This window comes from Rathayibacter sp. PhB1 (assembly GCF_004362935.1).
GTDB classification, from domain to species: domain Bacteria; phylum Actinomycetota; class Actinomycetes; order Actinomycetales; family Microbacteriaceae; genus Rathayibacter; species Rathayibacter festucae.
In genome coordinates this window covers 354,131-367,144 of sequence record NZ_SNYD01000004.1, presented here as the reverse complement: position 1 = coordinate 367,144, position 13,014 = coordinate 354,131, and the positions used below count along the sequence as shown (strand labels likewise).

Below are 13,014 nucleotides of genomic sequence, written 5' to 3'. Positions count from 1 at the left end.
GTGGCCGACTACGCACAGGTCACCGCCGCTGACGCGATCGGCCTCGTCGAGCGTGACGAGGTCTGGCTGCTCGACGTGCGCGAGCCGCACGAGTGGGCGCTCGGTCACGCGCCGGCGGCGCACCACATCCCGATGGGCAGCATCGGCGAGCGGCAGGACGAGCTCCCGCGCGACGCGGCGATCCTCGTCGTCTGCCACTCCGGCGTCCGCTCGGCCATGGTCGTCCAGGCACTCGACGGTGCCGGCTACGAGACGGCGAACATCGAGGCCGGGATGACCGCCTGGGCGGCCGCCGGCGGCGAGGTCGTCGACGATGAGGGACGTCCGGGCCGGATCGACTGACCGCGGGCCTGTCCGCTCCCGGCGGACCGGTCACGAGGCGCCCCGCGACGGGCGATAATGAGGCGATGGAGATCTCCGCGTGAGCGACACCACGACCACGTCCTCGACCGCCGCCCTGCGCCGGCTGGTCCCTCGGATCTTCTCGCGCGCACAGCCGTCCGGGGCGGTCGACACGCTCGTCCGGACGGTGCGCACGCACCACCCCAAGAGCGACATCGCGCTGATCGAGCGGGCCTACTCGGTCGCCGAGCGCGCGCATGCGAACCAGAAGCGCCGCAGCGGCGAGCCGTACATCACGCATCCGCTGGCCGTCGCGCAGATCCTCGCCGACCTCGGCATCGGCTCGAAGACCATCGCCGCCGCGCTGCTGCACGACACCGTCGAGGACACCGACTACAAGCTCGACGAGCTGCGCGCCGACTTCGGCGACGAGGTCGCGATGCTGGTGGACGGCGTCACCAAGCTCGACAAGGTCAAGTACGGCGACAGCGCGCAGGCCGAGACCGTCCGCAAGATGATCGTGGCGATGTCGAAGGACATCCGCGTTCTGATCATCAAGCTGGCCGACCGTCTGCACAACGCGCGCACCTGGGGCTTCGTCCCCGCCGAGTCCGCGGCCCGCAAGGCGACCGAGACCCTCGAGATCTACGCGCCGCTGGCGAACCGCCTCGGCATCCAGGCGATCAAGTGGGAGCTCGAGGACCTGTCCTTCGCGGTGCTCTACCCGAAGATCTACAACGAGATCGAGAGCCTCGTGAAGGTGCGGACCCCGCAGCGCGAGGAGTTCGTCCAGAGCATCATCGACCTCATCGGCGAGGACCTGCGGGCGGGCAAGATCCGCGGCCGCGTCGTGGGCCGGCCGAAGCAGTACTACTCGATCTACCAGAAGATGGTGGTCCGTGGCCGCGACTTCGACGAGATCTACGACCTGGTCGGCATCCGCGTCCTCGTCAACTCGGTGCGCGACTGCTACGCCGTGCTCGGCTCGATCCACGCGCGCTGGAGCCCGATGCCCGGCCGCTTCAAGGACTACATCGCGACGCCGAAGTTCAACCTGTACCAGTCGCTGCACACCACGGTGATCGGGCCGAAGGGCCGCGCGGTCGAGATCCAGATCCGCACCAACGAGATGCACCAGCACGCCGAGTTCGGCATAGCGGCGCACTGGAAGTACAAGGAGCAGATGGCGACGGGCAAGGTCGCCTCCGGCTCGAACGACACCGACCTCGCCTGGCTCGCGCACCTCTCTGACTGGCAGTCCGAGACGACCGACCCGAACGAGTTCCTCGACTCCCTCCGCTTCGAGATCGGTGCGAAGGAGGTCTACGTCTTCACGCCCAAGGGGCGCGTCATCGGCCTGCCGACCGGCGCGACCCCGGTCGACTTCGCCTACGCCGTGCACACCGAGGTCGGCCACCGCACCATGGGCGCCAAGGTCAACGGGCGCCTCGTGCCGCTCGAGTCCTCGCTGACCACCGGGGACGTCGTCGAGGTCTTCACCTCGAAGAACCCGGATTCCGGCCCGAGCCAGGACTGGCTGAACTTCGTCCAGAGCCCGCGGGCCCGCAACAAGATCCGCCAGTGGTTCACCAAGGAGCGCCGCGACGAGGCGATCGAGCAGGGCAAGGACTCCATCGCGCGGGCCATGCGCAAGCAGAACCTGCCGCTGCAGAAGCTGATGAGCCAGGACACCTTCACCGAGGTGGCCAGCCAGCTGCGCTACAACGACGTCGAGGCGCTCTACGCCGCCGTCGGCGAGGGGCACGTCTCCACCCAGTCGGTGCTGGAGAAGGTCGTCGCGACCATCCAGGGCGACCCGGAGTCGGACGAGCACGAGGTCACCCTCCCGCGCTCCCCGCGTCCGCGCAGCCGCAGCAGCGAGTCCGGGGTCCTGGTCAAGGGCGCGCCGGACATCCTGGTCAAGCTCGCGAAGTGCTGCACCCCGGTTCCGGGCGATCAGATCGTCGGCTTCGTCACCCGTGGCGCCGGCGTCTCGGTGCACCAGGCCAACTGCCACAACGTGCAGGAGCTGCTCAAGGAGCCGGAGCGGATCGTCGACGTCGAGTGGGCGCCGTCCTCGAAGAGCATCTTCCTGGTGCAGATCCAGGTCGAGGCTCTCGACCGGTCCGGCCTGCTCAGCGACGTCACGCGCGTGCTCTCCGAGCACCACGTGAACATCCTGTCGGCCACGGTCTCCACCTCCAGCGACCGGCTGGCGATCAGCCGGTTCGTGTTCGAGATGGGCGACACGACGCACCTCGACCGGGTGCTCAACGCCGTCCGCAGGATCGACGCGGTCTACGACGTCTACCGGGTGAACGCGGGCTGATCGCCCGGCGCAGGCGGCGCAGTACCCGGGCTCAGGGCCGGGTCAGCCGAGCGCCGCGGTCAGGCGGAGCAGGGCGATCCGGCGGCTCGAGACGGGAGGGCCGCTGTCCAATCGCTCGAGCACCCGCTCGAGCGAGACACCGGTGACGGCCGCCAGACTGCGCAGGAGATCGTCGTCGCAGGTGCTGCGGGTGCGCGCCAGATCGATCAGGGTGCGCTCGGGGGTCGTGACGGAGCAGCCGCCGAGGAGCACGACGTCCTCGTCGGTGAGCCGGACCTCGTGGAAGCGCACCCGCGCGAGCATCGGCGGGTGGAGCCGGTTCCGTCGGTCGATGGAGGCGCTGTGCACCGGGGGAGCGGCGGACATCGCGCCGTGCACCCACGCCGCCGACAGCCGGTCCGCCACCGCCTTCGACGGGACGACCGCCCGCAGCGCCGCCCCGCGCTCGGCCGGGCCGACCGGCAGATCGGCGAGGAGGAAGCCCTCGTCGAGCGCGACGACCTCGCCGTCGAGACGGGCGGCGCAGAGCTCCGCGAGCGGCAGCTGCCCCGGGAGCAGCACGGAGGGGAGGAGGCGCTTCATCCGCCCATGCTGGCCGAGCCGCCGTCCCCGCGGGACAGCCGCAGCACATCTGTGGACGGATCCGCCCGAGCCGGCGTCGTGCGGTTCCCGCCGGCGAGCGGTGGGTCTCGATACGCCGCCTCCGGCGGCTACTCGACCAGCATGCGGGTCACGGACGCTCGTTCATGCTGATCGAGCAGCCCGCGCAGCGGGCGTACCGAGATCCACATCCTCCGAGGGGTGGGCCTCGATACGCCGCCTGCGGCGGCTACTCGACCAGCATGCCGGTCACGGACGCGTGCTCATGCTGATCGAGCAGCCCGCGCAGCGGGCGTATCGAGATCCGCCGTCCGAACCCGCGGGATCAGCCGAGGGCGTCCAGCCACACCTTGCGGGCGTCGAGGGCCTCCTGCGCCTGGGCGATGGCCGCGCGGTCGCCGCGGGCCTTCGCCTCGTCGAGCTCGTCCTGCAGCTTCTGGATGGCGGCGGTCAGCTGCGAGGCCAGGCCCTCCGAGCGCGCCTTGCGCTCGGGGTTGCTGCGGTTCCAGTGCTCCTCGTCGAGCTTGCGCACGTGCGCCTCGACCTTGCGGAGGCGGTCCTCGACGGTGCGCACCTGCTCGCGCGGCACGCGGCCGACGGCGTCCCAGCGCTCCTGGACGGAGAGCAGCACGCGCTTGGCCTTCTCGCGGTCCTGCTCCTGCAGGAGCGGCTCCGCCTCCTCGAGGAGGGCGAGCTTGAGGTCGAGGTTCTCGGTGTACTCGACGCTCTCCTGCGCGACGACCTCGGCCTTCGCGCCGTAGATCGCGTCGCCGGCGGCCTTGAAGCGCGCCCAGAGGGCGTCGTCGAACCGCTTGCCGGCGCGACCGGCGACCCGCCAGCGCTCGAGGAGGGCCCGGTACTCCGGGATCGCCTCGGCACCGCGCGAGACCAGGGCGTCGGCCTGATCGATCAGCGACTGCTTGGCCTGCTTGGCCTCGCGGTGCGCCGAGTCGAGGTCGGCGAAGAACGCCTTGCGGTTCTGCTCGATCGTCGTGCGCGCTCCGCGGAAGCGGCGCCACAGCTCGTTGGCGTCGTTCTTGGGGAGACGCGGACCCTGCTGCTGGTGGCTCTGCCAGCGGGCGAAGAGGTCGTCGATCGCGGCGCTGGCCTGCTTCCACTGCGTCTTCGCCGGGTCGACGGCGGCCAGCGCCTCGGCCTCGGCGACGATCGCCTCACGGTGCGCGATGGCGTCGCTGAGGGCTGCCTTCGTCTCGGCGGCCTGCTGCTCGGTCAGATCCTCGACGGATCCGCTGAGCGCGCTGACGCGGGCCTGCAGGGCGTTGAGGTCGCCGACGGCGTGCGCCTGCGAGATGGCCGCGGTGAGCGTCTGCACTCCACGCGACACGTCGTTCGCCGGAGCGCCGCGCTTGGCCCGCTGCTCGAGCAGGGAGACCTGCCCGGCGAGCTCGGTGTACTTGCGCTCGTAGTAGGCGAGGGCCTCCTCGGGAGTCGCGTCGGGGTACTGGCCCACCTCGCGCTCCTCGTCGCCGACGCGGACGTAGACCGTGCCGTCGTCGCCCACGCGGCCCCACGGCTGCCGGGCGCCCGCCTGCGGGCGGGGAGCCGTCGGGACGACGGGAGGCGCCGCGTCCTCGGGAGTCGTCGCCTCGTCGGAGGTCGCTGCCTCATCGGAGGTCGCCGTCTCGCCGCCGGAGGTCGCCGTCTCGTCCGAGGCCGCTGCCTCCTCGGGGGCCGCCACCTCGTCGGGCGTCGCCGTCTCGGATCCGGACGTCGCCGTCTCGGGGGAGTCCTCTCCCGTCTCGGGAGCGTCCGTCTCGGCCGGGGCGTCGGCGCCCTCGGGGGCGCCGGTGCTCTCGGGAGCGTCCGTCGTCTCGGAGGACGCGCTGTCGTCGGGTGACACGGTGCCGGGGGTGGACACGGTGTCGATGTCGCCGTCTGGAGTCAGCATCGGGTGCCGCCTTTCGCTGTCGTCCCGCCCCTCGGCCTCGGTGCTCGACAGCCGGAGGCCGACGACCGCGCTCAGCCGCGAACGGGCAGTGACGACAAGCCTATTGCACTCCCCGCGCCCCCGTTCGTCCGCGGTCCCGCGGGTCGCGCGCGCCGCTCGTCGGCGGCGCGCACGAGGGCTACTGCAGCGAGATGCCGCCGATCGTGACCGGCTCAGCGGGAGCGCCGTCGCCGGAGCCGTCCGCCGTGCCCTTCGCGACCACGTCGGCGACCAGCGCATCGAGACCCGAGGTGACCTGCCCGACAACCGTGTAGCCGCCCGCCGCGTCCTCGGGGAGCTGGGTGTCCTGGTAGACGACGAAGAACTGGCTGCCCTGGCTGTAGCCGTTGCCGCCCTGGCGGGCCATCGCGATCGTGCCGGCCGGGTAGACGCCGTCCGCGGGCGCGTTCTCGACGGGTCCGTAGCTGTAGCCGGGGCCGCCGGTGCCGTCGCCGTTCGGGTCGCCGCACTGCAGGACGTAGAGGCCCTCGGTGGTGAGCCGGTGGCAGGAGACGCCGTCGTAGAAGCCGGACTGCGACAGGGAGAGGAAGGAGGAGACGGCCTGCGGTGCTGCGGCCCCGGCCAGGGTGATGCCCAGCTCGTCGCTGTTGATCGACATCGTGCCGGTCCAGTCGCGGCCCTCGGCGAGGTCGGCGGAGGGGACGTCCCCGGTGTTCTGGCCGGTCGCCTCGGGTGTCGGCGTGGGCGTCGCGCTCTCGGAGGACGTCGGCTCGGCGACCGGGGTGCCCGGGCCGCCGGAGAAGTAGAGGAGCTGCGCGACGACCGCGAGGGCGATCACGACGACGCCCGCGACGGCCGCGATCACGTTGTCGCGGACCCGGCGCTTGGCGCGCGTGCGGTGCAGGGTCTGCCGCGCCTGGTAGGCCCTCAGTCGGGTGCGCGCCTCGCGATCGTTCGTCCTGCCCTGGGCCACGTGTTCCTCCGCCGTCGTGCGTCGCGCCTGCGTCCGGCGCGGCCCCGCGCGAGCGCGGAGCGCGTCGAGCCTACGAGAATCGCCGCGCCCTCGCCGGACGCCGCGGCGCCGGGTGCCGGGTGGGCGCCGGGGCCGACTGTCGGAGGCCGTCGTTACGCTGGTGCGATGACCATGCAGCAGGCCGGACTCCGCTCCGGGGCGACCCCGCTCGCCGTGCGCATGCGTCCCCGCAGCCTCGAGGAGGTCGCGGGACAGCGGCACCTGCTGACGCCCGGTTCGCCGCTGGTGGCCCTCGCGGCCGACACCACGGGGGAGCGCGGCGCCGTCTCCGTCATCCTCTGGGGCCCGCCGGGCACCGGCAAGACGACGCTCGCCCAGGCCGTCGCGCACTCCAGCGGCCGCCGCTTCGTCGAGCTCTCCGCCGTCACGGCCGGCGTGAAGGACGTCCGCCAGGTGATGGAGGAGGCGCTCTCCACCCGCGATCTCTACGGCACGTCGACCGTCCTCTTCCTCGACGAGATCCACCGCTTCACCAAGGCGCAGCAGGACGCGCTGCTGCCCGGCGTCGAGAACGGCTGGGTGATCCTCATCGCGGCGACGACCGAGAACCCGTCGTTCTCGGTGATCGCCCCGCTGCTCTCGCGCTCCCTGCTGCTCACGCTGAACACCCTCGACGACGAGGACCTCGGGCTGCTCGTCGACCGCGCGCTGCACGACGAGCGCGGGCTCCGCGACTCGGTGCGGCTCGACGACGAGGCCCGCGCGAGCATCGTCCGGCTGGCCTCCGGGGACGCCCGACGCGCGCTCACGGCGCTCGAGGCCGCGGCCACCTCCGCGAGATCGGAGGCGCGGGAGGCGGACCGCATCGCGCGGGCGACCGCAGGCGAGAGCGACGAGGAGGACGAGGAGGACGACGACGAGGGCGACCCCGCCGAGTCCGCCGTCGTCGAGGAGCCCGAGCTCCCGCTGATCACGGTCGAGGTGGTCGCCCGCGCCGTCGACCGCGCGCTGCTGCGCTACGACCGCAACGGCGACGAGCACTACGACGTCATCAGCGCGTTCATCAAGTCGATCCGCGGCTCGGACGTCGACGCGGCGCTGCACTACCTGGCCCGGATGATCGAGGCGGGGGAGGACCCGCGCTTCATCGCCCGCCGGATCATCGTCTCGGCCTCCGAGGACATCGGGATGGCCGACCCGCAGGCGCTCGTCGTCGCGATCGCCGCGGCCGACGCCGTCCAGTTCATCGGCATGCCGGAGGGGCGCATCCCGCTCGCGCAGGCCGTCGTCCACCTGGCCACCGCGCCCAAGTCGAACGCCTCCTACACGGCCATCGACAGGGCGATCGCCGACGTCCGTGCGGGCAAGGCGGGCCGGGTGCCGCCGCACCTGCGCGACGCGCACTACCCCGGTGCCAAGCGGCTCGGCCACGGCAAGGGCTACCGCTACCCGCACGACGCCGAGCTCGGCGTCCTCGAGCAGCAGTACCTGCCGGACGAGCTCCGCGGCGCGCGCTACTACGCGCCGACCGAGCACGGCAACGAGCGCGACGTGTCGGCCCGGCTGGCGAAGCTGCTCCGGATCATCCGCGGCCGCGGCTGACGGTCAGGGACGGCGGACCCGGAACCGTGCGTGACGCCGGCTCCCGCGCCTGGTAGTCTTGCGAGGTTGCCCACCGCTCTGTAGCCGAGCGGAGCAGCGCATCCCTCTGAATCGCGCAGTCCGCCACCGCGGTCACCCTGCCTCCCGCACCCGCGGGGGGACACGACCTCGGCGCCCGCCCTCCTCCCGGAGCCGGCGGACGAGGACTGCGACCGAACCTCTCAGACCCTGGAAGGACCACAGTGTCGACCACCTCACGTACCCGTTCGAAGACGCGCCTCTCGCGCGCCCTCGGCATCCCCCTGACCCCGAAGGCCGCCCGCTACCTCGAGAAGCGTCCCTACGCTCCCGGTGAGCACGGCCGCTCGAAGCGCAAGGCCGACTCCGACTACGCGGTCCGCCTGCGGGAGAAGCAGCGTCTGCGAGCCCAGTACGGCATCCGCGAGAAGCAGCTGCGCATCGCCTTCCAGGAGGCGCGCCGCACCCAGGGCCTGACCGGTGAGAACCTGGTCGAGCTCCTCGAGATGCGCCTCGACGCCCTCGTCCTGCGCTCGGGCTTCGCCCGCACCACGGCGCAGGCCCGCCAGTTCGTCACCCACCGCCACATCATGGTGGACGGCCAGACGGTCGACCGTCCCTCCTTCCGCGTGAAGCCGGGCCAGGTCATCCACGTCAAGACCCGCTCCGAGGGCACCGAGCCCTTCCAGGTCGCGGCCGCCGGCGGACACGTCGACGTCCTCCCCAAGACCCCGGGCTACCTCGAGGTCGAGATCGACAAGCTCCAGGCGACGCTCCTGCGCCGCCCGAAGCGCGCCGAGGTGCCCGTGACCTGCGAAGTCCAGCTCGTCGTCGAGTACTACGCGGCCCGCTAGTCAGCGCACCCCCGTTGGAAAGGCCCCGGCTCCTGCCGGGGCCTTTCCTCGTTCCCGGACCCGTTCGGCGCATGGCCGCCGCCGTGCGGCCGCGCCGGTCCGGCTCGCGATCCGAGCTCCGGCTCGCGGCATCCGCGTCCTCCGGCGTGCCGGGGGTGTTTCCGCGTGCCGGAGGTTCGCTGGACGCAGGTTCGGCTCGCGATTCGAGCTCCGGCTCGTGGGATCCGCGTCCTCCGGCGTGCCGGAGGAGTTTCCGCGTGCCGGAGGTCCGCCGGACTCGGGTTCGGCTCGTGATTCGTGCTCGGGCTCGTGGGATCCGCGTTTTTCGGCGTGCCGGGGATGGTTCAGCGTGCCCGAGGTGCGCTCGAGCCGGCCGTCGCCGGGGGAGCCGGGGCCGCCGTGCGCCGTCGGTAGGCTGGGGTGCCGCATCCGGCGGCGCCGAAACGGAGGTCATCGTGTCCGGTGGAGACATCGCAGGGCTCATCGCCGCGGGGGTGTTCGCGATCCTGGTCGCGGTCGCCGCGATCCCGCTCTGGAAGCTCGGTCGGGTCTTCGACAGCACGAGCGAGGCCATCAAGCAGGCCAGCGACGGCCTGACCCCGATCCTCGACGAGTCGGCGTCGACGCTGCGCGAGGCGAACCAGCAGCTGGCCCGCGTCGACACCATCACGAAGGACGTGGCCGAGGTCACCGGCAACGTGAACGCGCTCGTTGCCCTCACGGCCGCGACCATCGGCGGACCGCTGATCAAGCTCGCCGGCTTCACCGCCGGAGTCCGCGCCGTCCTCGTCGCCGGCCGCACCGCCGACAAGGCGGGTGCCGCGGTCGGACGCGGCGCCGCGCGCCGCTCTCGGCGCACCCGCAGGTCGTCCTCCAGGTAGGCCCCTGCCTGCGCCCTACAATCGAGGGGGTCGTCGCGCCCTCGGGCCGGCTGCCGTGAGCAGGAAAAGCTGTGGGAGGAATCGCTGTGAAGAACATCGTGCTGATCGTCATCGGGATCGGTCTCGGATTCGCGGTCGCGCACCAGGTCGCGCGCACCGAGGCGGGCGCCCGTCTCTTCGAGGACCTCAACCGCACGGCGAAGGAGCTCGGCGACGCCGTCTCCGAGGGCTACCACCAGCGCGAGGCCGAGCTCAAGGCCGCCATCGGCGAGGGCTGAGGCCCTTCCCGTCCCGGCGCACCCGACAGACCCGAACGACCCCCTGGAACCGCACCACCCGACAGACACCCGCGTCGACCCGGTCGACCGAAACGTAACGGAACCCATGCAGACCGCAGACATCCGCAACCGCTGGCTCGACTTCTTCGGAAGCCGCGGGCACACCGTGGTCCCCTCCGCCTCCCTCGTCAGCGACGACCCGAGCCTCCTCTTCACCGTCGCCGGCATGGTGCCCTTCGTGCCCTACCTCACCGGGGTCGTCCCCGCGCCGTTCGACCGCGCGACGAGCGTGCAGAAGTGCATCCGCACGAACGACATCGAGGAGGTCGGCAAGACCCCCCGCCACGGGACGTTCTTCCAGATGAACGGCAACTTCTCCTTCGGCGACTACTTCAAGGAGGGGGCGATCGGCTACGCCTGGGAGCTCCTCACCGGCAGCGAGAGCGACGGCAACCTCGGCTTCGACGAGAAGGACCTCTGGGTCACCGTCTACAAGGACGACGACGAGGCCATCGCGCTCTGGAAGAAGATCGCCGGACTGCCCGACGAGCGGATCCAGCGCCTCGACAAGGACACCAACTACTGGTCCACCGGCCAGCCCGGCCCCGCCGGCCCCTGCTCCGAGATCTTCTTCGACCGAGGGCCCGCCTACGGCGTCGACGGCGGTCCGGCCACCGACGACGACCGCTACGTCGAGATCTGGAACCTCGTCTTCATGCAGTACCTGCGCGGGCAGGGCACGAGCAAGGTCGACTTCGACATCCTCGGCGAGCTGCCGAGCAAGAACATCGACACCGGCATGGGACTCGAGCGCGTCGCGTTCCTCAAGCAGGGCGTCGAGAACATGTACGAGATCGACCAGGTGCGCCCGGTCCTCGACCGCGCCGCCGAGCTCTCGGGCCGCCGCTACGGCGCCGTGCACGAGGACGACGTGCGGATGCGCGTCATCGCCGACCACGTCCGCTCCTCGCTGATGCTGCTCTCCGACGGCGTGACGCCGTCCAACGAGGGCCGCGGCTACATCCTGCGCCGCCTGATGCGCCGCACCGTGCGGGCGATGCGCCTGCTCGGCGTCGACACCGCGACGTTCCCCGAGCTGTTCACCGCCTCGCGCGACGCGATGGCCTCGGCCTACCCCGAGGTCTCCACCGAGTTCGAGCGCCTTTCGACCAGCGCGTACGGCGAGGAGGAGGCGTTCCTGCGCACGCTCGCGGCCGGCACCGAGATCCTCGACCTCGCGGTGCTGAAGACCAAGAAGGCCGAGGCGGCGACCCTGCCAGGCGACACCGCCTTCCTCCTGCACGACACGTTCGGCTTCCCGATCGACCTCACCCTCGAGATCGCCGAGGAGTCGGGGCTCAGCGTCGACCGCGAGGCGTTCGACTCGCTGATGACGGCGCAGCGCACCCGCGCGAAGGCCGACGCGAAGTCGAAGAAGAACGCCCTGGCCGACCTCTCGGTCTACGCCGACTTCCGCGCCAAGGGCGAGACGCTCTTCACGGGCTACGACGTCCTCGACACGGAGTCCCGGATCCTCGGCCTCATCGTCGGCGGCCATGCGGTCCAGAAGGCGGTCGCCGGCGACATCGCCGAGGTGATCCTCGAGGCGACCTCGCTGTACGCGGAGTCGGGCGGCCAGGAGGCCGACGCCGGCCGCATCGTCGGCAACGGCTTCGACCTCGAGGTCCTCGACGTGCAGAAGCCCGTCAAGGGCCTGATCAGCCACAAGGTCCAGGTCGCCAGCGGCGAGGTCGGGGTCGGCGACGCCGCCACCTCCGTCGTCGACCGCGACTGGCGCCGTGGCGCGCGCCAGGCGCACTCCGGCACCCACCTCATCCACGCGGCGCTCCGCCAGGTCCTCGGCCCGCAGGCGCACCAGTCCGGCTCGTTCAACAAGGCCGGCTACCTGCGCCTCGACTTCTCCTGGAACCAGGCGCTCTCGCTCGAGACCCGCAGCGAGATCGAGGACATCGCCAACGGCGCCATCCGCGACAACCTCGAGGTCGTCACCCGCGAGCTCCCGCTCGACGAGGCCAAGGCGCTCGGCGCGATGGCGCTCTTCGGCGAGAAGTACGGCGAGGTCGTCCGCGTCGTCGACATCGGCGGCCCCTGGTCGCGCGAGCTGTGCGCCGGCACCCACGTCGGCACCTCCGCGGAGATCGGGCTGATCAGCCTGATCAGCGAGTCCTCGGTCGGCTCGACCAACCGCCGCGTCGAGTCGCTGGTCGGCCGCGAGGCGCTGAGCGAGCTCGTCGCCGAGCGCGCCCTGGTCAGCACCATCTCGTCCTCGCTCAAGACCCCGCGCGAGCAGCTGCCCGACCGGATCGCCGAGCTCGTCGCGAGCCTCAAGGCCGCCGAGAAGCGGATCGCGACCTTCGAGGCCCGCGCCCTCGCCGAGCGGGTCCCCGCGATCGCCGCCACGAAGCGCTCGATCAACGGCGTGACGATCGTCGCCGAGAACGTCGGCACGGCCGGCTCGGGCGACGAGCTCCGCTCGCTCGTCATCTCGGTGCGCGAGCGCCTCGGCCAGGACGCGGCGGTCGTCGCCCTCGCGGCCGACGTCGCCGGCAAGCCCGCCGTGATCGTGGCGACCACCCCCGCTGCCCGCGAGCTCGGCCGGAAGGCGGGCGTGCTCGCCCGTCGCGCGGCCGGTGTCCTCGGCGGCGGCGGAGGCGGCAAGGACGACCTCGCCCAGGGCGGCGGCTCGGACGTGTCCGCCATCGGCGCGGCGCTCGACGCCGTCGTCGAGGAGGCGACGCGCTAGATGGAGAGGTTCGGCGTCCGGCTCGGCATCGATGTGGGCCGCTCCCGCATCGGTGTCGCGCGCTGCGACGCCGACGGCCTCCTCGCCGTGCCGGTGGAGACCGTCGCGCGCGTCGCGGAGGCGCCGGACGGCGCCGACGTCGCCCGGATCGCGGCCCTCGCCGCAGAGTTCGGCGCGTCGGCGATCGTCGTCGGCCTCCCGTTGTCGCTGTCGGGCGCAGAGACGGCCTCGACGGACGACGCCCGCGCCTTCGCGGCGCGCCTCGCCTCCGCCGTCCCGACCGCCCCGGTGCGGCTCGTGGACGAGCGGCTCTCGACGGTGAGCGCCCAGAGCGCGCTGCACCGCTCGGGACGCAGCACCCGCGGCTCCCGCGCCGTGATCGACCAGGTCGCCGCCGTGGTGATCCTGCAGCACGCCATCGATTCCGAGCGCTCGTCCGGTACCCCCGCCGGATCCGCGCTCGA

At 72.1% G+C, this 13,014-nt stretch carries 10 protein-coding genes and 1 pseudogene; 8 read left to right on the top strand and 3 right to left on the bottom strand.

What is annotated here, in order from left to right; all coding sequences use genetic code 11:
• On the top strand, positions 1-342 hold the full coding sequence (locus EDF17_RS12115) for a rhodanese-like domain-containing protein (RefSeq protein ID WP_123446200.1): 342 nt from the start codon (positions 1-3) through the stop codon (positions 340-342).
• 79 nt (positions 343-421) lie between these two features.
• Positions 422-2,671, top strand: a complete 2,250-nt coding sequence (locus tag EDF17_RS12110; RefSeq protein ID WP_123446201.1) for a bifunctional (p)ppGpp synthetase/guanosine-3',5'-bis(diphosphate) 3'-pyrophosphohydrolase — start codon at positions 422-424, stop codon at positions 2,669-2,671.
• A gap of 42 nt (positions 2,672-2,713) precedes the next feature.
• Here EDF17_RS12110 and EDF17_RS12105 read toward each other — a convergent pair whose 3' ends face one another.
• From EDF17_RS12105 to EDF17_RS12095, 3 genes are all read right to left on the bottom strand, one after another.
• Positions 2,714-3,253: a type IV toxin-antitoxin system AbiEi family antitoxin gene (locus EDF17_RS12105; protein ID WP_123446202.1), complete on the bottom strand. Its 540-nt coding sequence runs from the start codon at positions 3,251-3,253 to the stop codon at positions 2,714-2,716.
• Positions 3,254-3,596: 343 nt separating this feature from the next.
• Positions 3,597-5,180 (bottom strand): DUF349 domain-containing protein, encoded by a 1,584-nt coding sequence (locus tag EDF17_RS12100; protein ID WP_123446203.1) that lies wholly within the window; start codon positions 5,178-5,180, stop codon positions 3,597-3,599.
• A gap of 178 nt (positions 5,181-5,358) precedes the next feature.
• Complete coding sequence (locus tag EDF17_RS12095; protein WP_123446204.1) at positions 5,359-6,153, bottom strand: peptidylprolyl isomerase; 795 nt, start codon at positions 6,151-6,153, stop codon at positions 5,359-5,361.
• Positions 6,154-6,318: 165 nt separating this feature from the next.
• Between EDF17_RS12095 and EDF17_RS12090 the strand changes: the two genes are divergently transcribed.
• From EDF17_RS12090 to ruvX, 6 genes and pseudogenes are all read left to right on the top strand, one after another.
• Entirely contained in the window at positions 6,319-7,755 is a 1,437-nt protein-coding gene (locus EDF17_RS12090) for a replication-associated recombination protein A (RefSeq protein WP_123446205.1), read from the top strand.
• Between the two features lie 242 nt (positions 7,756-7,997).
• Positions 7,998-8,627 (top strand): 30S ribosomal protein S4, encoded by a 630-nt coding sequence (gene rpsD, locus EDF17_RS12085; protein ID WP_123446206.1) that lies wholly within the window; start codon positions 7,998-8,000, stop codon positions 8,625-8,627.
• Positions 8,628-9,082: 455 nt separating this feature from the next.
• Positions 9,083-9,508 (top strand): DUF948 domain-containing protein, encoded by a 426-nt coding sequence (locus EDF17_RS12080; protein ID WP_123446207.1) that lies wholly within the window; start codon positions 9,083-9,085, stop codon positions 9,506-9,508.
• Positions 9,509-9,594: 86 nt separating this feature from the next.
• Positions 9,595-9,786 (top strand): hypothetical protein, encoded by a 192-nt coding sequence (locus EDF17_RS12075; protein ID WP_123446208.1) that lies wholly within the window; start codon positions 9,595-9,597, stop codon positions 9,784-9,786.
• 106 nt (positions 9,787-9,892) lie between these two features.
• Positions 9,893-12,550: an alanine--tRNA ligase gene (alaS, locus tag EDF17_RS12070; protein WP_123446209.1), complete on the top strand. Its 2,658-nt coding sequence runs from the start codon at positions 9,893-9,895 to the stop codon at positions 12,548-12,550.
• Positions 12,551-13,012, top strand: a pseudogene (gene ruvX, locus EDF17_RS12065) (Holliday junction resolvase RuvX); the annotation flags it as partial. It abuts the gene before it with no gap.
• Positions 13,013-13,014: the final 2 nt, after the last annotated feature.